Here is a 20,822-nt window from a genome sequence, read left to right on the forward strand (position 1 = left end):
GCTGCTACTTCGCGGTCGCGGCCTGCCCGGCCGACAGCTGCGAGCCGCCCAGGTCAACCACACCCGGCGCGGCGGCCGGCACCATCCCCAGCTCGGTGGCGCGCTGGGTGAGGTGGTCGGCTGCGGAGGCGTCCTGGACCTGGGAGCGGACGGTGTCAATGTGGTCGTTGACGACGTTGAGCTCGACCTGAGCCGACTGCATACGGAAGGCGGTGGCCGCCATGGAGGCGTTGAGCAGCATGGAGGCAGCCAGCGCGCCGGCCAGGATCAGCACAACGACCATGATGAAGGGAACCGTGGAACGAGCAGGAGCGATCCCTCGCACGACGTAGAGGGCAGGGCGCTCCTGCGGCGTCGCCTCAGGACGCCGGGAGGGGGCTCGCAGGGCGGTTGTGGCGCTCACCGGGTCTTCCTTCCTTGTCGTCGTCGGGTGGTGGTCAAGGGCTTCGGCTCCGCGGCCGGGGCCTGGTCGGCGGGGCGCAGTCGCACCGCGGCACGCAGCCGCACCGGGGCCGAGCGAGGATTAGCCGCCAGCTCGGCCTCGTCTGCCCGCTCAGCGCCGTGAGTCAGAGCCTGGAGGTAGGCCCCGGCGCCCTCGGGCACGAACGGCAGGTCATCGGGGACGGATGCACGCGTGCCAGCAGCAATGGCCTGCTTGACGATGCGGTCCTCCAGGCTCTGGTAGGACTCCACGACCAAGCGGCCACCAACCCGCAGGCTGTTGAGCGCACGCGGCACAGCCCTCTCCAGGACGTCCAGCTCAGCGTTCACGGCGATCCGCAGGGCCTGGAAGGTGCGCTTGGCCGGGTGCCCTCCGGTGCGCCTGGTCGCCGCCGGCACCGCCTGACGCACGAGCTCAGCCAGCTCCTGGGTGGAGGAGACCGGATGGCCGGCGCTGCGGCGTCGCACGATCGCCTCGACGATGCGCGGAGCGAAACGCTCCTCGCCGTAAGCGCGCAGGATGCGCACGAGCTCACCCGGCTCGGCGCCGTCGAGCAGCTCCTGGGCCGTCATTCCCTGTGACTGGTCCATGCGCATGTCCAGGGGCGCCGGGCGCGCGTAAGAAAAACCACGCTCGACGTCGTCGAGCTGGAGTGAGGAGACCCCCAGGTCCATGAGCACCGCGTCCACGGTGCCCTCGCCGTCCTGGCTGAAGCGGTGGGCGACGGCCTCGACCTCGTCATAGGTGGCGCGCACCGCCGTGAAACGGTCCCCGAAGGGGGCCAAGCGCGCGCTGGCCAGGGCAATGGCCTGGCTGTCACGGTCGATGCCGATGACTCGCAGCCTAGGGAAGCGGCGCAGCGCCCCCTCGGTATGCCCACCCATACCCAGCGTGCAGTCGATCATGACCGGCTCGGCCGGCGCCTCCTCGATGGCCGGTGCCAGCAGGTCCAGGCAGCGGCGCAGGAGCACCGGAGTGTGGCGGGCAGCCGCCTGCGCCGCGACGTCGTCATCAGACTCAGGCCGGTTCGTCAGTGGCGCGTGGGACATGTGCTCCTCCTTTCCAGGCGTCGCGAACGGGTGACCGGTATGGCCGGAAAGTCTCGCCAGGACTCCACCCGTCCTTCCGGCGCCGGGGAAGTGGCGTCGGACTCCAGCTCGGGTAGAGACCTCACGAGGCCTGCCGTGGGCGCGGTGCGCCCGGGGTGGTGTGCAGTTGTGGCCCGGCCTAGAAGAAGCCGGGGATGATCTCCTCAGCCGTGTCGGCGAAGACCTGCTCCTGGGCCTCCAGGTAGGTCTGCCAGGCCTGGGCGTCCCAGATCTCCACGCGGGCTCCCGCACCGATCACAGCCAGGTCCTTGGACAGGCCTGCGTAGGCACGCAGCGGCGCGGGAAGCGTGATGCGTCCCTGCTTGTCCGGGATCTGGGAGTCGGCGCCCGAGAGCATGACGCGGATGTAGTCGCGAGCCTGCTTCTGCGCGAGGGGGGCCTCGCGCAGCTGGGCGTACATGCGCTCGAACTCGGCCGTGGTGAAGGCGTAGAGGCAGTGCTCCTGACCACGGGTCAGCACCACTCCCCCAGCCAGCTCCTCGCGGAACTTGGCCGGGAGGATGAGCCGGCCCTTGTCGTCAAGGCGAGGGGCGTGAGTACCCAGGAACACCGGGACCACTCCTTCCCCTCGACGACCCAGTGCGCCCCACAGTACTCCACTTCCCTCCCCTTTCACCCACATTCAAAGGAAAACACACTCCCCCTTTCCTCCAGATCCGCAGATTTCTAGGGAAAAACACGGTGGAGTGAAGTGGAGGAGATCGTCGGGAGCACGGCCCTTCGGCGCGTCGCAGACGAGCGGACAGGGCGCTGCCAGGCACAGCAGGACGCCGCACCGCGCCTACGCCGGCCGGCCCCGCCAGACAGCGCCAAGATGAGCCCGGCTCCGTACGCCACATCGCACCCGCGCAGGCCCGTGACGGATCCGCGGTGGAGGAAAGTGGAGGGGGCGTGGTGGAGGACAGTGGTGGACGCCAGCGGACCCGGCCTCGCCCAGGCAGGAACCAGTCACATAGCACTCAGGCCCCGCCCGTGAGGGGCGAAGCCTGTGATACGTCAGGAATGCGAGGTCGTCAGCGCTCGGAGTCGCGCCGCCGTTCCCAGCGCTCGGACTGACGATCCATGAAGGAGCCGGCGCGAGCCTGGCGACCCGCCGGTCGGTGCGCGCGGCCGCGGGAGCCTCGCGCGTGGTCAGGGCGCGTGAGCATGAGGGTCACTCCCCACACCGCCAGCGCGAAGCCCGCCACGCCAATGAGGATCGAGGCCAGGGGGTGGCCGACCGCGACGCCGACGATGACCACCGTCAGGCCCACCAGGAGAAGGGCGACGCCGGCTCCGACGTGCCGGGGCGAGAGCCGCGCCAGACGCTGCTCGCCCTGCTGCATCGAGGTCACCAGCGTGGGGTCGTCCTCGTGGAGCTGTTCCTCGAGGTCGCGCAGCACCTGCTGCTCGCGCTCTGACAGTGCCATGGCTTCCCTCGCTTCCGTGACGTCGCAGTAGTGCGGCCCGGACCCACTGACCGCCTGACCCCGGACAGGGTCGGCGCTGACGAAGCGGGTCAAGCCCGGCAGGTACCACAATAGGCGCCTGCCGTCACGGAACGGAAACCGGAGCCCTCCCCTGCCTCACGCCGGCGGCTTGGCCTCGGGCGCCCTGGCCGGCAGCAGGCTCGCCGGCCCCACAGCCGCCGCGCCCCACCGACGGCGCACGGCGTCAGCCGCCCGCTCCGGGGCCCCACGACGAGGGTCCTCGTCCAGGGCCAGCTGGACGCCGTCGTCGCTGCGCGTGAGCCCTTCGCACCGCACTCCCAGCAGCCGGTAGCCACCGGCGGGCACCGGCAGGGCGGACAGCAGGGCCTGGACGACGGCGAAGATGTCTCGTGCCAGGTCCGTCGGCGCGCTCAGGGTCCGCGAGCGCGTGAGCGTGGTGAAGTCGGCACCGCGAGCCTTGAGGACCACCACGCGCGAGCGCATCCCTCCCTCACGCAGCCGCGCGGCGCACTGGTGGGCCTGGTCCAGCAGGACCCGACGGGCGTCCTCCCGGCTGGTCAGGGTGTCGAAAAAGGTGGACTCGGTGCCCACGGACTTCTCCGCACGCCCCACGGTCACCGGCCGCGGGTCGATGCCATGGGCCAGCTCCCACAGGTGCCGGCCGGCGGCAGCCCCAAGGATCTTCTCCAGCTGGGTCACCGGCGTGGCAGCCAGGGCCCGTACGTCCGTGATCCCCCACCTGGCCAGAGCCTGGGCGCTTTTGTCCCCCACCCCCCACATCGCTCCCACGGGCAGCACGTTGAGGAAGTCCTGGGTGGCCGAGGCCGGTACGAGGAGCAGACCGTCTGGCTTGGCGTGGGAGGAGGCGAGCTTGGCGACGAACTCGGTCGAGGCGATCCCCACGGAGGCAGGCAGCCCCAGGCTCTGGCGGATGGTGGAGCGGATCCACTGGGCGATGCGCACCGGTGGGCCCATACGGCGCTGGGCGCCGGAGACGTCGAGGAAGGCCTCGTCCACGCTGACCTTCTCCAGCACTGGCGTGACCTGCTCGAGGATGTCCATGACCTGACGCGAGACCCGGGAGTAGTGGCTGTGACGCACCGGCAGCACGACGGCCTGCGGGCAGCGGCGCAGCGCCTGGCTCATGGACATCGCCGAGCTCACGCCATAGGCGCGGGCCTCGTAGGAGGCCGCCGAGACCACACCACGCCCGTCCGTGCCTCCCACGATCACCGGCCGACCCACGAGCTCGGGGTGGTCCAGCAGCTCGACCGAGGCGTAGAAGGCATCCATGTCCACGTGCAGGATCGGGGTGGCAGAGTCGTCCTCGCCCCAGGAGCGGCGTGCGGCCTCGTTCCGTGGTGCTCGACTCATACCTCCAGGCTAACGTGCGTCTGTGACACCACGACGCCCCTCGCGCACCTCCCAAGGCCCCCAGGCTCCGGCGCTGGCGAACCTGCCCGCCGGCCCGGTCCCCACGAGCTACGCCACGGCGCGGCTGGAGCGACGCGACAGCGGGGTGCTGCTGCTCCTGGACGAGACCGAGTCCTCCTGGATCGACCTGCGGGACCCGGGGCACCTGGACTTTGAGTACCAGCAGCAGATGAACGCCGTACTCCAGGTACTCACGCCCGAACCGGCCCCGCTGCGGGCCGCTCACCTGGGTGGGGCGGGGTGCGCCCTAGCGCGGGCCTGGGAGGCCCGCCGTCCCGGCTCCACACAGCTGGCCGTTGAGATCGATGCCGTGCTGGCCCAGTACGTGCGCCAGTGGTTCGACCTGCCTCGCTCCCCCCGGCTGCGGATCAGGGTGGCCGACGCCGCCCAGGCGGCTCCCACACTCAGGCCGGGCGAGTGGGACGTCGTCGTCCGTGACATCTTTGCCCAGGGGCAGGTACCAGCCTCGTGCCGCAGCGCGGACTTCCACGCCGCCTGCGTCCAGGCCCTGGCCCCAGACGGGGTGTACCTGGTCAATATGCCCTCTGCGCCCCGCAGCGAGGCGGGGCAGGACCTGGCAGCCCTGCGTCAGGTATGCCAGGGGGTGCTGGTGGTCGCTGACCCCGCCCACGCACGCGGCAAGCGCCGCGGCAACCTCGTGGCCGTGGCCTGCCAGCGTCCGTGGAGCGCACAGGAGCGCGAGCAGATCGAGCGGGCGGTGCGGCGTCTGCCCCTACCGGTGCGCACCTGGCAGCAGGAGGACCCAGCCCTGCCCCGGCCATGATGACCGGGCCAGGGGGCAGGCGCCGTCAGAAGCTGGCCTGCCAGCGCCCCGAGCGCACGTGGCGGCGGGTGGCGTGACGCGAGAGGAGCAGTCCGACCATCCCCGTCAGCCACACCACCGCGGTTGAGGCCACGGCCAGCCGGAAGTCCTGGGCCGAGCGGTCACCTCCGCAGTGGTCCAGCATGACGCCCACCAGCTGGACGGCCACAATCGTGGCGGTGAATCCACCGGTGTTGACCAGTCCCGTACAGGTGCCCCACCGGCTGGGGACGTTGAGCGAGCGGGCGACGTCGAATCCGATGCCGGAGTAGGGGGCGGTCATCCCCAGCACCACGGCGGCCAGGAAGGCCGCGATGACGGGGTGCGGCAGCAGCAGGCCGAGGGCCCAGGCGGCCAGCGAGGCGAGCGCCGAGACGATGACGATCGTGGAGCGGTAGCCGGGCAAGCGAGAGGAGAGCAGGCCGGCACTCATCCCACCCACGATCCCGGCCACCGTGTTCGCCGTCAGCGCTGCCGAGGCGGTGGAGACCGAGACTCCCAAGCCCTGGGTCATCCAGGACACGCCCCACATGAGGGTGAGCACCGCCGCGGGGAACATGCCGATCCAGTGGCAGAAGAAGCCGAGCCAGGTACCCGGGTGGCGCAGCACCTGGCCCATCGTGATCCACACGCTCTCGCGCCGCCCCACCTGGGCACTACCCACGCCGGGGGGAGTGTCACGGATGAGGGCCAGGCCGGTCATCGCCATGGCCATCGCGATCCCAGACATCGTGGCGAAGGTCGTGGTCCACCCGCGGGCGTGGAGGAGAGCGAGGAAGGGGATCGCGGAGACGACCTGTCCGAGCTGGCCGAAAGCGGAGACCAGCTGGCTCATCAGCGGCACGCTGCCCAGCGGGAACCAGGCAGGCAGTAGCCGCAGGGTGCCAATGAAGGCAGTCGCATCCCCGGCGCCGACCAGCACCCGGGCCACCACCGCCCCCGGCACCGAGGTGGCGGTGGCCATGAGCAGCTGACCGGTGGCGACTACCAGGCCGCCGACCACGAGGACCCGACGCGAGCCGAAGCGGTCCAGTAACAGACCCACAGGAACCTGCGCCAGGGCGTAGACAGCCAGCTGGAGGACGACGAAGCTCGCCAGCAGGCTCGCGCCGCCGGGAAAGCGCTCGCTGGCCTGCGGCACGGCCACAGCGAAGGAGGTCCGGGCAGCCACGGCCAGCACGTAGATGAAGGCCGCTGGCGTCAGGACGAGCCAGGCCCGTGCCCCTCCGAGCGGAGGCACGGCCGGCTGCGGTCCTGGGGCGAGCTCACTCACGGCGCGTCAGTCACGGCCTTCGGGATGATGGGGCTCCAGGCCGGTGGCTCCCGGGTACTGCAGGCCCGGGTCGGTGCCGTTAGCCTCCAGGAAGGCCTCCAGCCGGGCGCCGATCTCATCGGCTGTGGGGACGTCGAGCATCCGGGAGACTTCCTCGACGTCGGCCTTGACCGGAGCCACGGCGTCATACTGCGCCTCCAGGGCGGCCACGACGGCCGCCACCTCGCTCTGGCCCGCAGCCTCAGCGTCGATGTCGGCGCGGTTGACCGCGGCAGCTGCCTCCAGGTCCCCCAGCGGCAGGGCTAGTCCTGTGGTCTCAGCCACAGCCGCCAGCAGCGCCGCGGCGCCAGCCGGGTAGTCCTCCCGCGCCACGTAGTGCGGGATGCCCGCCGTCAGGCCCCGCGAGCTCAGCCCTGCCTCCCCCAGGTGCAGCTCCAGCAGGCCGCTCACCGAGCCGGGGAACTCCGCGTGGCCAAAGAAGTCCGGCTGCTCGGGCAGCTCCTCGGGCCGGTTGCCGTGGTGGTGGACGTAGACCGGACGGGTGTGGGGCACGGCCAGCGGCATGCCAGTCATGGACACCGCCTGGCTCACCCCCATGGTCAGCGCCAGGTGGGTGACCGCCCCGATGAACTCCTCCCACCGGTAGTCCGGCTCGCTTCCGTGGAGCAGCAGGAGGTCCTCACCCTCGTCATCCTGGAGCAGGTCGAGAACCAGCTCAGGCATCTGCACCGAGGTGTAGGTGTGCGAGCTGAAGGTCATCATGGGCCGGCGTGCCCGGTAGTCCATGAGCGCGTCGGCGTCAAAGGTGGCCAGACGCTGCCAGGGCAGGGTCATGAGCAGCTGCTCAACGGCCAGCTCACCGGCGTGACCAGCGTCCATCGCCCCGTCCAGGTGGTACAGAAGGACACGAGGCGCCACCGGAGCCTGGGCAGGGCGTTCAAAACTGTAGAGCGGCATGGGCATCCTCCTTTCGTGCTGAGCACTGCAACACCGGCCGTGGTGACCATGTTCCCACGTCCTGTTCGCCGTCGGCTTCTTCCGCGCGGCCCTGCCAGGAGAATAATGGACCGGCCTGCCTGTGCACCCTCAGCGGTACCCACGGCGGGCTCATGACCTGCCCCGCACAACCAGACAGCGAGCCAGATGCCACCGTCATCCCAGCCCCCGACCTCCGAGCAGCCCGAGGCCCAGGCCACCTCCTCGGTCCGTGACCGCGAGATCCACGCCGAGCAGCACGTCGTCGACCTGGCCTACGGCGAGCTGGACCGCCAGCTGGAGGCGGCGCGCCGCTCGCTGGCCGCCACCGAGGCCCAGGGGGTGTCCGGCACCCACCAGTCCCGTGGCGAGCGAGACGCCTACGCGGTGCACTACTCCGGCCTCATCGCCTCCCTGGAGGGAGTCGAGGACCGCCTCGTCTTCGGCCGCATGGACCTGGCACACGGAGCAGTGGACGGGGCGAGCGCCGGCCCGGTCACCCACGGTGGCCAGCGCCACTACGTCGGGCGCACCGGCCTGCAGGACGCTCGCCACCGCGAGGTCGTCCTGGACTGGCGGGCGCCTCTGGCCCGCGCCTTCTACCAGGCCACCGCCTCCCGGCCCATGGGCCTGGTACGACGTCGTCATATCGACACCCGCGCTCGGCGCGTCATCGGACTGGAGGACGAGGTCATCGACGTCTCCTCGCTGGACCAGGCTGGCACCTACCCGTCAGGCTCCCAGCCCCGCGTCGCAGCCGAGGGGCTGCAGGGCGAGGGCGCGCTCATCGCGGCCATGAGCGCGGCACGCGACGGACGCATGGGTGACATCGTCGCCACCATCCAGGCCGAGCAGGACCGCATCGTCACGGCCCAGGGCCGCGGTGTGCTCGTGGTCCAGGGCGGACCGGGCACCGGCAAGACCGCGGTGGCCCTGCACCGGGTGGCCTACCTGTTCTACTCCGAGCGTGAGCGCCTGGAGCGCTCAGGGGTGCTCCTGGTGGGCCCCTCGCGCACCTTCCTGCGCTACGTCGAGCAGGTGCTGCCCTCACTGGGCGAGACCGGGGTGGTGGCCACCACCATCGCTGACCTCGTGCCGGGCGTGCGCGCCCGCGGCACGGAGTCGCCCGCCCTCCATGAGCTCAAGGGCCGGACCGTGTGGGCCGAGATCCTGCGCCGCGCGGTACGCAGCCTGCAGCGCCTGCCCGACCAGCCCCGCGAGATCATCGTCCAGGGCACGCGCCTGCTCCTGGAGCCCGCCGACGTGCGCGAGGCTATGAGCCGGGCCCGCCGCTCGGGCAAGCCCCACAACCTGGCCCGCGAGACCTTCGTGCTGTGGCTGCTGGAACGGCTGACTGACCAGTACGCCACTGCCACCCGCCAGGACGCCTCCGACCCCGAGACCCGCGCCTGGATCCGTGAGGACATCCGCACGACACGCGACGCCCGCCGCGAGATCAACCTGTGCTGGATGCCGACGACGCCCACCGGCCTGCTGGAGCGGCTGTGGGCCCGCCCGCCCCTGCTAGAGCAGGTCGCGCCCGAGCTCAGCGCCGCCGAGCGCGAGAGCCTGGCACGCACCCCCGGCTCGCCGCTCACCCCGGCTGACGTGCCGCTGATCGACGAGCTCGCTGAGCTGCTGGGTCCCAGCGAGGATGCCCAGGCCCGCCAGGCGAGGCTGGAGACCCGCCGACGCGCCGAGCTCGTGGACTACGCCGCGCGCGCCATCGAGTCCCAGGGACTGGGAGACGGCATGGTCAGCGCCGAGATGCTGGCCGACCGGATGGAGGACGCCGGGCCGTCCCTGACGCTGGCGGAGAGGGCCAGGGCGGACCGAGGATGGACCTACGGCCACGTCGTGGTCGACGAGGCCCAGGAGCTGGGTGACATGGCCTGGCGGGCGCTGGCCAGGCGCTGCCCGGTGCGCTCCTTCACCGTGGTGGGGGACCTCGCCCAGTACTCCGGCCCCCACGCCCCCTCCTCCTGGGCTGAGGTGCTCCAGGCCCTGGGGACCTCACCCAGCCAGCCGCGTCGTGGTGGGCGCACGAGTCGACCGGTGGCCTCCACGCCCCTGCGCGAGGAGGTGCTCACCGTGTGTTACCGCACCCCGGCCACGATCATGGACACGGCTGACGCGGTGACGACGGCGCTGGGGCACCCACCGGTGTATCCCGTGCGCTCGGTGCGGGACCTGCCCGGCTGCCTGGAGGCGGAGGACCTGTCCGCGAGCGCCCTGGCGCATGACGAGGCTGGCTGGGCCGGCCACCTGCGCGCGGTGGTGAGCCAGGAGCTGGCCGCCCTCGACGAGGCCGTCGGCCCCCAGGGTGGGCGCGTTGCCGTCATCGCCCCTGACGCGCCGGCCGTGGCGGCCTGGCTCGGCCAGGACGCCGCGCTGGCTGAGGCGATGACTGCTCCGGGCGGGGACGTGCTGCGAGCCAGGCTCGCGGTCATGGGACCGGTGCTGTCCAAGGGTCTGGAGTTCGACGTCGTCGTGCTCGTGGACCCTGCCATGATCGGCAGGCAGAGCGCCGGTGACCTGTACGTGGCGATGACCCGCCCGACGCGCCGCCTGCGGGTGGTCTCTCGCCAGGAGCTGCCGCAGGGCCTTGCCCTAGGATGAGGGTGAGGCCACACCCGCCTCCTTCCTTGCCTCCCCACAAGGTTACGCAACCGTAGGTTACGGTTGCGTAGGCAGCGGGTCAGCCCGCCTGCCCCGCGCCCCAGGGAAGGACACCTCGGATGAGCGACACCTCGCGCAGCTACCTTCGGCCCCACTACGCCCCCGGCGTGCCGGCCACGATCGCGCCGGTCACCGAGCCGCTCTCACGCATGCTCGACGACGCCACCCGTCGCTTCCCCGACCACATCGCCATCGACTTCCTGGGCGCCACCACGACCTACTCCCAGCTCTCCCGCCAGGTCGCCCAGGCGGCCGAGACCCTGCGGCGCGCCGGGATCGGTCGTGGCGACGTCGTCGGCCTCATCCTGCCCAACTGCCCCCAGCACGTGGTGCTCGCCTACGCCGCCTGGCGGATCGGCGCGATCGTGGCCGAGCACAACCCTCTGGCCCCAGCCGCCCAGATCCGCGAGCAGATCGAGATCCACCACGGCAAGGTCATCATCGCCTGGGAGAAGACACTGGCCCGCCTGGTCCAGGCCTCAGGCTCGCTGCGCGCCGCCGGACTGGCTGACCGTCAGGTCTACGCCGTGGACCTGTCCCGCGGCCTGCCATGGACCAGCCGCATGGCCCTGCGGCTGCCGGTGGCCGCTGCTCGCGCCCAGCGCTCCGAGCTGCGCGGCAAGGTCCCTGCGGGAGTGCGCTCGTGGGACGACGCCGTGGCCGCCTCCACCCCGCTGCCTGCCGGGCACCCCCTGCCCGAGGTCGGCCAGACCGCCGTCCTGCTCCACACCGGGGGCACCACTGGCAGCCCCAAGGCCGTGCGCCTGACCCACACCAACCTGCGCTCCAACGCCGAGATGAGCCTGGCCTGGGCCTCCCAGACCTGCGAGGCAGGCCAGGAGACCTTCTACGCGGTCCTGCCCTTCTTCCACGCCTTCGGGCTCAGCCTGTCCCTGCTGTGCGCCGTGGGCCTGGCAGCCACCCAGGTCATCCTGCCCAAGTTCAGCGCTGACATGGTGCTCACCGCCTGGAAGCGCCGCCCCGCCACCTTCTTCCCGGGCGTGCCGGTGATGTTCGACCGCATCGTGGCACGCGCCAACGCCACCGGCGCCGACCTATCGAGCTGCAAGATCGCCGTGTGTGGAGCAGCCGCCAATCCCAAGGCCGTGGCCCAGGCCTGGGAGGAGGCCACCGGTGGGGTCATCATCGAGGGCTACGGCATGACTGAGGCCTCCCCCATCATCCTGGGCAACCCCATCTCCCCTGAGCGTCGTGCCGGGGCGCTGGGCGTGCCCTACCCCTCCACGGACGTGCGCCTGGTTGACCCGGAGGACACCGAGGTCGACGTCGAGCCCGGGCAGGTTGGTGAGCTGCTCGTGCGCGGTCCCCAGGTCTTCGCCGGCTACTGGGAGAACCCCGAGGAGACCGATGCCGTGCTGCTGCCCGGAGGGTGGCTGCGCACCGGTGACCTCGTGCGCCAGGAGGCCGATGGCTTCTACGTCATCGCCGACCGACGCAAGGAGCTCATCATCTCCGGCGGTTTCAACATCTACCCCACCGAGGTCGAGGCGGCGGTCCGCTCAATGCCCCAGGTCGAGGAGGTCGCCGTCGTCGGCCTGCCCGGAGGTGAGGGGGACGCTGGTAACGAGCGCGTCGTGGCCGCGATCCTGCCCAAGGAGGGCCAGACGGTCACCCTGGAGCAGGTGCGCTCTTGGGCTGAGCAGACCCTGTCCCACTACGCGCTGCCGCGCCAGATCGCGATCCTGAGCGAGATGCCCCGCTCCCAGATCGGCAAGGTGCTGCGCCGGGTCGTGCGCGAGGAGCTGCTGGCCGCTCGCGAGGCAGCCAGCGGCGCCGCCGACGCCGTCGCCTCAGCCTCCGTCAGCGCGGCCGCCTCCCTGGTCGAGCGCCTGGGCGAGGCCCAGGCCAGCCAGTCCTCCCAGGCCAGCCAGGACGCTGAGGAGGACAAGTGAGTGCCTCGTCCCAGCCGGCGGGAACCGGCGCGTCCTGGGACGCCGAGCGCTTCCACCGGCCTGGGTACCAGCCCGGTATCCCCGCCACCATCGAGGTCCCCGACTCCCACCTCAGCGAGCTGCTGGAGACCGCCGCGCGCTTCTACCCCGATCGCGTCGCCATCGACTTCCTGGGCTGGACCACCACCTACCGCGAGCTGCTGGCCGCCTCCGAGCGCGCCGCCCAGCTCCTGGCTGACGCGGGGGTACGCGCTGGCGACCGGGTGGCCCTCATCATGCCCAACTGCCCCCAGCACGTCGTCGCGGTCTACGGCGCCCTACGACTGGGGGCAATCGTGGCCGAGCACAACCCGCTGGCCCCGGCCGATCAGCTCCGCGCCCAGCTCGACCACCATGGCGCCCGTGTCGTCGTGGCCTGGGAGAAGGCCGTCGACCTCGTCACGGACCCCGCTGCCGAGCACGATCCCTCGGTCGACCCGCTGGCCGGGCGGACCGTCTTCGCCGTCGACCTGGCGCGTGCGCTGCCAGCCCACCTACGTGCCGCACTGAGACTGCCGGTGGCCAAGGCCCGCGCCACCCGCGCCTCGATGAAGGCCGAACGCCTGCCAGCCGGAGTGCGCTCGTGGGACACCGAGGTCGCCCGTGCGCCTCGACTTGCCGCCTCCTGGCCTCACCCCGCCGGCAGCGACGTCGCCGTGCTGCTGCACACCGGTGGGACCACGGGCACGCCCAAGGCGGCCATGCTCACGCACACGAACCTGCGCGCCAACGCCAACCAGGCCATCGCCTGGGTGCCGATGCTGCATGAGGGCGGGGAGAACTTCCTGGCGCTGTTGCCCTTCTTCCATGCCTTCGGGCTGACTTTCAATCTCTTCTGCGCGGTCCAGAAGGCCGCCACCCAGGTCATGATGCCCAAGTTCGACGTCGAGGCGGTCCTGGCCGCGCACAAGCGCCGTCCCCTGACCTTCTTCGTGGGCGTACCGGTGATGTTCGAGCGGATCCTGCGCGCGGCCCAGAAGGCAGGCACGAACCTGGCCAGCCTGCGCTACGGCGTGTGCGGAGCCGCCCCCATGCCGCCCCAGGTCGGCGCGCAGTGGGAGGAGCTGACCGGCGGGTACTTCGTCGAGGGCTACGGCATGACGGAGACCAGCCCGATCATCGCCGGTACCCCGATGGGCCCGACCCGGCGGCTGGGAGCGCTCGGCCTGCCGTTTGCCTCCACCGACGTGCGCGTGGTGGACCCCGACGCCCCGGTCATCGACCCCGAGACAGAGGTCCCCGACGGCGAGCCCGGCGAGCTGCTCGTCCGCGGTCCCCAGGTCTTCGCCGGCTACTGGCAGGACCCGGAGGCCACCGCCGCCGCCATGCTGCCCGGCGGGTGGCTGCGCACCGGGGACATGGTGCGCCGGGAGGAGTCCTTCCTGTGGATGGCCGACCGTCGCCGTGAGCTCATCCTGTCCGGCGGCTTCAACGTCTACCCCTCCCAGGTCGAGGCGGTGCTGCGACAGGTCCCGGGCGTGGCGGACATCGCCGTCATCGGCGCGGACAACGGCTCGGCCAGTGAGACCGTCGTGGCCGCCGTCGTCCTGGACACCGACGACTCAGGCGAGCCCACTGCCGAGGGCAGGGCGCTGAGCCTGGAGGTGCTGCGCTCCCACGGTGAGAGGCTGCTGCCTCACTACGCCCTGCCCCGCCGTCTAGAGATCATTGATGAGATGCCTCGCTCGATGATCGGCAAGGTCCTGCGCCGCGAGGTCCGCGAGCTGCTGGAGCGCCGCCAGCACCAGGCTTAGAGCAGTCCCTGGGCCACCAGCACCTGGCGCAGCGCCTCCACCTGGCTGGCCTCGGCACGCACGAGCGGCAGGCGCACGGTCGCCGTCGGGATCCGGCCCTGCAGCTCCAGGGCCTCCTTGGCCATGACGGCGCCCTGCCCGCCTCCCATGATGGCGGCCGTCAGCGGCCGCATCCGCTGGGCCACCGCCCGGGCCCCGGGCAGGTCCCCGGCATCGACCTCGGCCACCATCTCGCGCCAGGAGTGCGCGTCAGCATGGGCCACCACGGAGACCACACCGCTGGCCCCGTGCGCCAGCCAGGCGAAGTTGAGCCCGTCGTCGCCTGAGTAGTAGGCCAGCCCAGTCGCTGCCATCCGCCTGAAGCCCTGCTCGACGTCGCCCGTGGCGTCCTTGACGGCGAGCACCCGCTCGTGCTCGGCCAACCGGGCGAGCGTGTCATCCTCAATGCGCACGCCGGTACGGCCGGGAATGTCATAGACCATGACCGGCAGGTCGGTGGCCTCGACGACGGCCATGATGTGCTGATAGACGCCCTCCTGGCTCGGCCGGTTGTAGTAGGGGGCGTTGATGAGCAGCCCCTGGGCACCGGCGTCCTGGGAGCCGACCCCGATGCGCACGGCGTGGGCGGTGTCGTTCGAGCCAGCACCGGCCACGAGCATCGCGCGCCCGGCCACGGCGTCGCCGACCTCGCGCAGCAAGGTCTGCTTCTCCGGCAGGTGGGTAGTGGGCGCCTCACCCGTGGTTCCCGCCAGCAGGATCATGTTCGCCCCGTCCTCGACGAGACTGACGGCCAGGGCCTGGGCGGCCTCGACGTCGATCGATCCGTCGTGGTGGAAGGGGGTCACCATCGCGACGCCGACGGATCCGAAGGGGCGGGAAAGTGGGGTGCTCATAGACTGAGCCTAGCCGCCTGGTCGCCTGCGGTCATGGCGCGCCCCATGCTGAGACCACCCTCAGGGCCGATACGCTCAGGGCCATGAGCTCCCACCACAGCCATGACCTGCCCTCGGTCTTCGAGACGGACCCCACCGCTGACCTGCCCGGCCGCCGCCCTGAGGAGGGTCAGCCCGCCGCCGGCTTCGTCCGGCCGGCGGTCGTCACAGACCTGGAGGCCATTGGCCGGGTGCACGCGGCCGCCATGCTCGCCTCCCTCCGCCAGGCGCACACGGTGGCTCATGCTGGCGCCGTCCTGCCGGCCGGCGTGGAAGCCATGATCGCCCCGGCCGTGCTCACCGCCGGGTGGGAGCAGGCCGTCGTCGAGCCCTCGGCACCAGGCCACCACGTGCTGGTGGCCACCGACGCCGAGGCGGTGGTGGGCCTGGTGGCCCTCGCCCCGACCCAGGGCCAGGCCGTGGATGAGCAGGGCGCGCCAGCCCAGGGCGACCCTGAAGCTGGTGCCGAGGTGACGGCGCTGGGTGTGGACCCGGCTGCCCAGCGCTGCGGGCACGGCTCCCGGCTGCTGGCCGCAGCCAGCGACCTGGCCCGTGCCGACGGCGCGCAGGTGATGGTGGTGTGGGCCGTGCGCGGGGATGAGTCCCTGGAGGGGCTGCTCACCGCGGCCGGCATGGAGCGCACCGGCTCCTGGCGGGAGCTTCCGGTGGGCCAGGGCGTGGTTGAGGACTGCTGGGCGGCTGCCCTGTAGGTTCTACAGGTCCAGCAGCGCGTCCAGGCCGATCGTCAGGCCTTCACGCTGGCCGACCTGACGCACGGCAAGCAGCACGCCGGGCATGAAGCTGGCCCGATCGAAGGAGTCGGTGCGGATGGTCAGCTGCTCACCGGGGTTACCCAGCACGACCTCCTCGTGCGCCGTCAGCCCCTGCAGACGCACCGCGTGGACGTGGATGCCGTCGATGACGGCGCCTCGCGCTCCCCAGGGGTCGGATGCCGTGGCGTCAGGCATCGGCGGGCAGCCGGCGGCCGCGCGGGAGGCCGCGATCCCTCGGGCAGTGGCGACGGCCGTACCCGAGGGGGCGTCCACCTTGGCCGGGTGGTGGAGCTCGATCACCTCGGCAGAGGCGAAGTACGGGGCAGCCTTGGCCGCCAGGCTCATGGCCAGGACGGCTGAGAGGGCGAAGTTCGGGGCGATGAGCACGGCGCAGCCAGCGGCCTCGGGACGTGCCAGGTGCTCACGCACCCGCGCGTAGGCCTCCTCGTCCCAGCCGGTGGTGCCCACAACGACGTCGAGGCCGGCGTCAATGAGCGCGTGGACATTGGCCTCAGTGGCACTCGGGACGGTGAAGTCGACGGCGACCTCGGCCCCGCCCAGAGTGGCCGGGACGATCTCGTCACCGGCGTCCAGGCGCGCAACCAGCTCCAGGTCGCTGGCATCCTCAACCGCCTGGCAGACGGCTGATCCCATGCGCCCCGAGGCGCCGACGACGGCAACAGTGATGCTCATGGCCCCAGCCTAGCGGGGCCCTGTGCTCAGGCTGCCGGACCGACCAGCACCCGGGCACGGCGCTGAGCCAGCAGCCAGGCCGCCAGGTCCTGGACGTCCTGGCCGGTGACGCGCTCCAGCCGGCGCAGGTTCTCCTCCATCGAGCGCAGCCGGCCGGTGACGACCTCGCCGCGTCCGAGCCGCCCCATGCGGGCCAGGCTGTCCTCCCCGCCCAGCACCATGGAGCCGCGGATCTGCCCGCGGGCACGCTCCAGCTCCCGCTCGGTCACGCCGTCGGCCGCCAGCTTCTCGAACTCCCCCACCATGACGGTGCAGACCTCGTCCACGTCCTGTGGGGCGCAGCCGGCGTACAGGCCAAAGGCCCCGGCACCGGCGTAGGAGGTGTCGAAGGCGTAGGTGGTGTAGGCCAGGCCCCGCTTCTCACGCACCTCCTGGAACAGGCGCGAGGACATGCCGCCGCCGAGGATCGTGGTGAGCACGCTCATCGGCCAGCGGCGCTCATCGCGCGTAGCGATGCCCTGGCAGGTGAGGTAGACGTGGGACTGCTCGCTCTGCCTGCGCACCGTGACGTCGTGGACGTCCAGGGCGGTCCAGGGCTCGGTCTCGAAGCGCCGGGGCCTGGGCTGGCTGGCAGCCGAGCAGTCCCAGCCGGCTGCCGCGAGGTCGGCCGCTACCCGCTCGCACACCTCCTCATGGCTCACGGCCCCGGCCGCCGCCACGACGAGCGTGTCCGAGCCGTAGGTACGCTGGTAGTGCTCCCACACGGCGTCGCGCGGCACCGCGGTCACGGTCTCGTAGGTGCCGCCGATGGGGCGGCCCAGCGGCGTGCCCTCGCCGAAGGCCGCCCGGGCGAAGGCCTCCTGGGCCACGTCCTGCGGGTCGTCGGCGGCGTCAGCCAGCTCGGAGACGATGACGCCACGCTCGGTCTCCACCTCGGCCGGGTCCAGCAGGGAGGAGGTGACCATGTCCGTGAGCACGTCCAGAGCCTGCCCAGCGTCCTTGCCCTGGACGCGGGCGTAGTAGGAGGTGTGCTCCTTGGAGGTGGCGGCGTTGGACTCCCCACCGATCATGTCGAAGGACTCGGCGATCGCGCGGGCATCACGGCTCGCCGTTCCCTTGAACAACAGGTGCTCCAGGAAGTGGGTAGCCCCCTCCTGGCCACTGACCTCGTCCCGGCTGCCCACGCCGAACCACATCCCGATGCTCGCTGAGCGCAGCCCCGGCACGGCCTCGGTGATGACGCGTACCCCACCTGGCAGGATCGAGCGGCGCAGCACCGCACCGTCGTCAAGGAGGTGCAGCTCGGTGCCGGGCGCACCGGCCCGGCCACGTTCCAGGGCGACCTCGGCGTAGTTCGTTGCGTCACCGGCGGTGTCAAAGGAGTTCGTCACCGCACGAGCCTAACGGGGCCCGCGCCTACGACTGGGGCCGGGTGAGGTGCAATCCCTCACCCGGCCCCAGACCGGTGACGTCTCAGCCCTGATGGGCTCGCGCCTTACTCCTGCGGTGAGGACTCCTCAGCGGCGCGGTTGCGACGACGGCGGGGACGACGCTCACGACGCTCGCCCTCCTCACCGCGCTCGGAGCGGCGGGGGCGACGCTCACGGCGCTCGCCCTCCTCCTCGCCGCCGCGGGAGGCCTTGGCCTCCTCCTCGGCGGCCAGCTGCTCGTCGGTGAGGACCGCGTGCAGCGAGAGCTTGCCACGCTGGTCGATCTCAGCGAGCTCGACCTGGACCTTGTCACCCACGTTCAGGACGTCCTCGACGTTCTCCACGCGCTTGCCGCCGACCAGGCGACGGATCTGGGAGATGTGCAGCAGGCCGTCCTTGCCGGGGGTCAGGGAGACGAAGGCGCCGAAGGTCGTGGTCTTGACCACCGTGCCGACGAAGCGCTCACCGATCTCCGGCATCTGCGGGTTGGCGATGGCGTTGACCGCGTCGCGAGCGGCCTCGGCCGAGGGGCCGTCAGAGGCACCGATGTAGACGGTGCCGTCGTCCTCGACCGTGAGGTCCGCGCCGGTGTCCTCCTGGATCTGGTTGATCATCTTGCCCTTGGGACCGATGACCTCACCGATCTTGTCCACCGGGATGTGGACGGTGAGCACGCGCGGAGCGGTCGGGGCCATCTCGTCGGGGCCGTCGATAGCCTGCTCCATGACGTCAAGGATGAAGAAGCGGGCGTCGCGGGCCTGGCCGAGCGCGCCGGCGAGCACGTCGGAGGGCAGACCGTCGAGCTTGGTGTCCAGCTGCAGGGCCGTGATGAACTCACGCGTACCGGCAACCTTGAAGTCCATGTCGCCGAAGGCGTCCTCGGAGCCGAGGATGTCGGTGAGCGTGGCCCACTTGGTCTCGCCGTCGATCTCCTCGTGCATGAGGCCCATGGCGATACCGGCCACGGGGGCGCGCAGCGGCACACCGGCGTTGAGCAGGGAGAGGGTGGAGGCACACACCGAGCCCATGGAGGTCGAGCCGTTGGAGCCCAGCGCCTCAGAGACCTGACGGATGGCGTAGGGGAACTCGTCGCGGCTGGGGATGACGGGCACCAGGGCGCGCTCAGCCAGCGCACCGTGTCCGATCTCGCGGCGCTTGGGAGCGCCCACGCGCCCGGTCTCGCCAGTGGAGAAGGGCGGGAAGATGTACTGGTGCATGTAGCGCTTGTGCGTGATCGGCGACAGGTCGTCGATCTGCTGCTCCATGCGCAGCATGTTGAGGGTGGTCACACCCATGATCTGGGTCTCGCCACGCTCGAAGATGGCCGAGCCGTGCACGCGGGGCAGGACCTCGACCTCGGCGCCCAGGGTGCGGATGTCCTTCAGCCCGCGGCCGTCCATGCGGATGCCCTCGGTCAGGGTGCGGTGGCGCACGAGCTTCTTGGTCACGGACTTGAAGGCCGCCTTGAGGGCCTTGACGTCCTCCTCGGTGCCGAACTGCTCGGCCAGGTCCGCCAGGACGGCGTCGCGCACGGCGTCGGTGGCCAGGTCGCGAGCCTGCTTGCCCTCGGTGGCAATGGCGCCGGCCAGGTCGTGGGCGGTAGCAGCCTTCTCAACGGCCTCGTACTGCTCGTCGGAGTAGTCGAGGTAGAGCGGGAACTCGGCGGTGGGCTTGGAGGCGTGCTTGGCGACCTTCATCTGGGCCTCGCACAGCGCCTTGATGTGCGGCTTGGCAGCCTCCAGGGCCGAGGCGACGACGGGCTCGGTCGGGGCGGTGGCGCCGGCGCGGATGAGGTCCCAGGCATTCTCCGTGGCGCCGGCCTCCACCATCATGATGGCGACGTCTCCGTCCTCCAGGACGCGACCGGCCACGACCATGTTGAAGGTGGCGCGCTCGAGCTCGGAGTAGCGGGGGAAGGCGACCCACTGGCCGTCGATGAGGGCCAGGCGGGTGCCGGCCACGGGGCCAGCGAAGGGCAGGCCCGCGATCTGGGTCGACATCGAGGCGGCGTTGATCGCCAGGACGTCGTAGGCGTCGTCTGGGTGGATGGCCAGGACCGTCTCGACGACCTGGACCTCGTTGCGCAGGCCCTTGACGAAGGAGGGACGCAGCGGGCGGTCGATGAGTCGGCAGGCGAGGATGGCGGAGGTGCCGGCGCGGCCCTCGCGACGGAAGAAGGAGCCGGGGATGCGGCCGGCAGCGTACTGGCGCTCCTCGACGTCCACCGTCAGCGGGAAGAAGTCGAACTGGTCCTTGGGGTGCTTGCCCACCGTCGTGGCGGACAGGACGGCGGTCTCGCCGTCAAGGTAGGCCATGGCGCTTCCAGCGGCCTGCTTGGCCAGGCGTCCGGTCTCGAAGCGGACGACGCGCTTGCCGAAGGAGCCGTTGTCGATCACGGCCTCGGCAGCGGTGACCTCGGGGTCATCGATGAACATCTGTGATGAGTCTCTTTCTCTCGATCAGGGGCGGGCTCGTGGCCTTCGATCGAGGCCCACGGAAGGGAGCCGGCTGATCGCCGTGCGTCCGTCCGGAGGCCACCACCGAAAACCGACGGCTTCCGCCCACGCCTGCGTGCTCGGTCCGTTCCAGCGGACACTGGTGCAGGCACTGTGATCCTATCGTGAGCAGAGGTCTGCCGCGCTGGAGCACGACGTAGGCCCCGTCACTGTGAGGTGACGGGGCCTACGTTCGCTGCGGTGCAGGCGCTCAGCGGCGGATGCCCAGCTTGGCGATGAGGGAGCGGTAGCGCTCGATGTCCTCCTTCATGAGGTAGTCCAGGAGACGACGGCGCTTACCGATGAGCAGGTAGAGGCCACGACGTGAGTGGTGGTCGTGGGTGTGGGTCTTGAAGTGCTCGGTGAGGTTGGAGATGCGCTCGGACAGGACAGCGATCTGAACCTCCGGGGAGCCCGTGTCACCCTCGTGGGTGGCGTACTCGGCGATGATCTGCTGCTTGCGCTCGGGGGAAACCGACACGGTTGCTCCTCTTTCTCGTTGCGCGGAGCGCCGGGGCTGGTTCTCCCGGGCATGACACGTCCGCGGCCGATCGACGGCCCGACAAAGATACCAGCGCCAGCCCCCTGGCCGTCCCGCCTGGCCTGTGGGAAGCGGCACAGCCGCCAG

Annotated in this window: 17 protein-coding genes; 5 read left to right on the plus strand and 12 right to left on the minus strand. The window is 71.2% G+C overall.

Annotation, left to right across the window (positions count from 1 at the left end; genetic code table 11):
• Positions 1-4: 4 nt before the first annotated feature.
• The 5 genes from ftsL to dinB all read right to left on the minus strand — a co-directional run bounded on the left by ftsL (position 5) and on the right by dinB (position 4,355).
• Positions 5-403, minus strand: a complete 399-nt coding sequence (gene ftsL / locus CYJ26_RS04505; protein WP_024035228.1) for a cell division protein FtsL — start codon at positions 401-403, stop codon at positions 5-7.
• Positions 400-1,491, minus strand: a complete 1,092-nt coding sequence (rsmH, locus tag CYJ26_RS04510) for a 16S rRNA (cytosine(1402)-N(4))-methyltransferase RsmH (protein ID WP_006548758.1) — start codon at positions 1,489-1,491, stop codon at positions 400-402. The genes ftsL and rsmH overlap by 4 nt, the downstream gene beginning before the upstream one ends.
• 178 nt (positions 1,492-1,669) lie before the next feature.
• Positions 1,670-2,101 (minus strand): division/cell wall cluster transcriptional repressor MraZ, encoded by a 432-nt coding sequence (gene mraZ / locus CYJ26_RS04515; protein WP_024034602.1) that lies wholly within the window; start codon positions 2,099-2,101, stop codon positions 1,670-1,672.
• Between the two features lie 463 nt (positions 2,102-2,564).
• A complete protein-coding gene (locus CYJ26_RS04520; RefSeq protein WP_024036562.1) occupies positions 2,565-2,960 on the minus strand; it encodes a DUF3040 domain-containing protein in 396 nt (131 codons plus the stop codon).
• 156 nt (positions 2,961-3,116) lie between these two features.
• The gene (gene dinB / locus CYJ26_RS04525) at positions 3,117-4,355 is read right to left on the minus strand and encodes a DNA polymerase IV (protein ID WP_101638037.1); all 1,239 of its coding nucleotides are present in this window, start codon (positions 4,353-4,355) and stop codon (positions 3,117-3,119) included.
• A gap of 22 nt (positions 4,356-4,377) precedes the next feature.
• Between dinB and CYJ26_RS04530 the strand changes: the two genes are divergently transcribed.
• Complete coding sequence (locus CYJ26_RS04530) at positions 4,378-5,199, plus strand: spermidine synthase (RefSeq protein ID WP_006548754.1); 822 nt, start codon at positions 4,378-4,380, stop codon at positions 5,197-5,199.
• A gap of 25 nt (positions 5,200-5,224) precedes the next feature.
• Here the strand turns inward: CYJ26_RS04530 and CYJ26_RS04535 are convergent, their stop codons facing one another.
• Together CYJ26_RS04535 and CYJ26_RS04540 are read right to left on the minus strand one after the other, a co-directional pair.
• Entirely contained in the window at positions 5,225-6,478 is a 1,254-nt protein-coding gene (locus tag CYJ26_RS04535; protein ID WP_034237250.1) for an MFS transporter, read from the minus strand.
• Positions 6,479-6,517: 39 nt separating this feature from the next.
• The gene (locus CYJ26_RS04540) at positions 6,518-7,474 is read right to left on the minus strand and encodes a PAC2 family protein (RefSeq protein ID WP_006548752.1); all 957 of its coding nucleotides are present in this window, start codon (positions 7,472-7,474) and stop codon (positions 6,518-6,520) included.
• Positions 7,475-7,654: 180 nt separating this feature from the next.
• Between CYJ26_RS04540 and CYJ26_RS04545 the strand changes: the two genes are divergently transcribed.
• The 3 genes from CYJ26_RS04545 (at position 7,655) to CYJ26_RS04555 (ending at position 13,871) form a co-directional block, all read left to right on the plus strand.
• Positions 7,655-10,105 (plus strand): HelD family protein, encoded by a 2,451-nt coding sequence (locus CYJ26_RS04545; protein ID WP_101638039.1) that lies wholly within the window; start codon positions 7,655-7,657, stop codon positions 10,103-10,105.
• Between the two features lie 119 nt (positions 10,106-10,224).
• A complete protein-coding gene (locus CYJ26_RS04550) occupies positions 10,225-12,078 on the plus strand; it encodes an AMP-binding protein (protein WP_101638040.1) in 1,854 nt (617 codons plus the stop codon).
• Positions 12,075-13,871: an AMP-binding protein gene (locus tag CYJ26_RS04555; RefSeq protein ID WP_006548749.1), complete on the plus strand. Its 1,797-nt coding sequence runs from the start codon at positions 12,075-12,077 to the stop codon at positions 13,869-13,871. Before CYJ26_RS04550 ends, CYJ26_RS04555 begins: the two co-directional genes overlap by 4 nt.
• Here CYJ26_RS04555 and dapA read toward each other — a convergent pair.
• On the minus strand, positions 13,868-14,764 hold the full coding sequence (gene dapA, locus CYJ26_RS04560) for a 4-hydroxy-tetrahydrodipicolinate synthase (RefSeq protein ID WP_040319546.1): 897 nt from the start codon (positions 14,762-14,764) through the stop codon (positions 13,868-13,870). The genes CYJ26_RS04555 and dapA overlap by 4 nt on opposite strands.
• An 83-nt stretch (positions 14,765-14,847) precedes the next feature.
• Here dapA and CYJ26_RS04565 point away from each other — a divergent pair, with 83 nt between their 5' ends.
• Positions 14,848-15,513 carry a GNAT family N-acetyltransferase gene (locus CYJ26_RS04565; protein ID WP_034237243.1) on the plus strand — a complete coding sequence of 222 codons (666 nt, stop codon included), beginning with the start codon at positions 14,848-14,850 and terminating at the stop codon, positions 15,511-15,513.
• 3 nt (positions 15,514-15,516) lie between these two features.
• On the opposite strand, the gene dapB is transcribed toward CYJ26_RS04565, so the two are convergent.
• From dapB to rpsO, 4 genes are all read right to left on the minus strand, one after another.
• Positions 15,517-16,269, minus strand: a complete 753-nt coding sequence (gene dapB / locus CYJ26_RS04570; protein WP_034237242.1) for a 4-hydroxy-tetrahydrodipicolinate reductase — start codon at positions 16,267-16,269, stop codon at positions 15,517-15,519.
• Positions 16,270-16,295: 26 nt separating this feature from the next.
• Positions 16,296-17,660, minus strand: coding sequence for a M16 family metallopeptidase (locus CYJ26_RS04575; RefSeq protein ID WP_034237240.1), 1,365 nt, complete (start codon positions 17,658-17,660; stop codon positions 16,296-16,298).
• 104 nt (positions 17,661-17,764) lie between these two features.
• The gene (locus CYJ26_RS04580; RefSeq protein ID WP_006548744.1) at positions 17,765-20,134 is read right to left on the minus strand and encodes a polyribonucleotide nucleotidyltransferase; all 2,370 of its coding nucleotides are present in this window, start codon (positions 20,132-20,134) and stop codon (positions 17,765-17,767) included.
• A 271-nt stretch (positions 20,135-20,405) separates the two neighbouring features.
• Positions 20,406-20,675 (minus strand): 30S ribosomal protein S15, encoded by a 270-nt coding sequence (rpsO, locus tag CYJ26_RS04585; protein ID WP_006548743.1) that lies wholly within the window; start codon positions 20,673-20,675, stop codon positions 20,406-20,408.
• Positions 20,676-20,822: the final 147 nt, after the last annotated feature.

Origin of the sequence: Actinomyces urogenitalis (genome assembly GCF_002861525.1) — a bacterium.
GTDB classification, from domain to species: Bacteria; Actinomycetota; Actinomycetes; order Actinomycetales; family Actinomycetaceae; genus Actinomyces; species Actinomyces urogenitalis.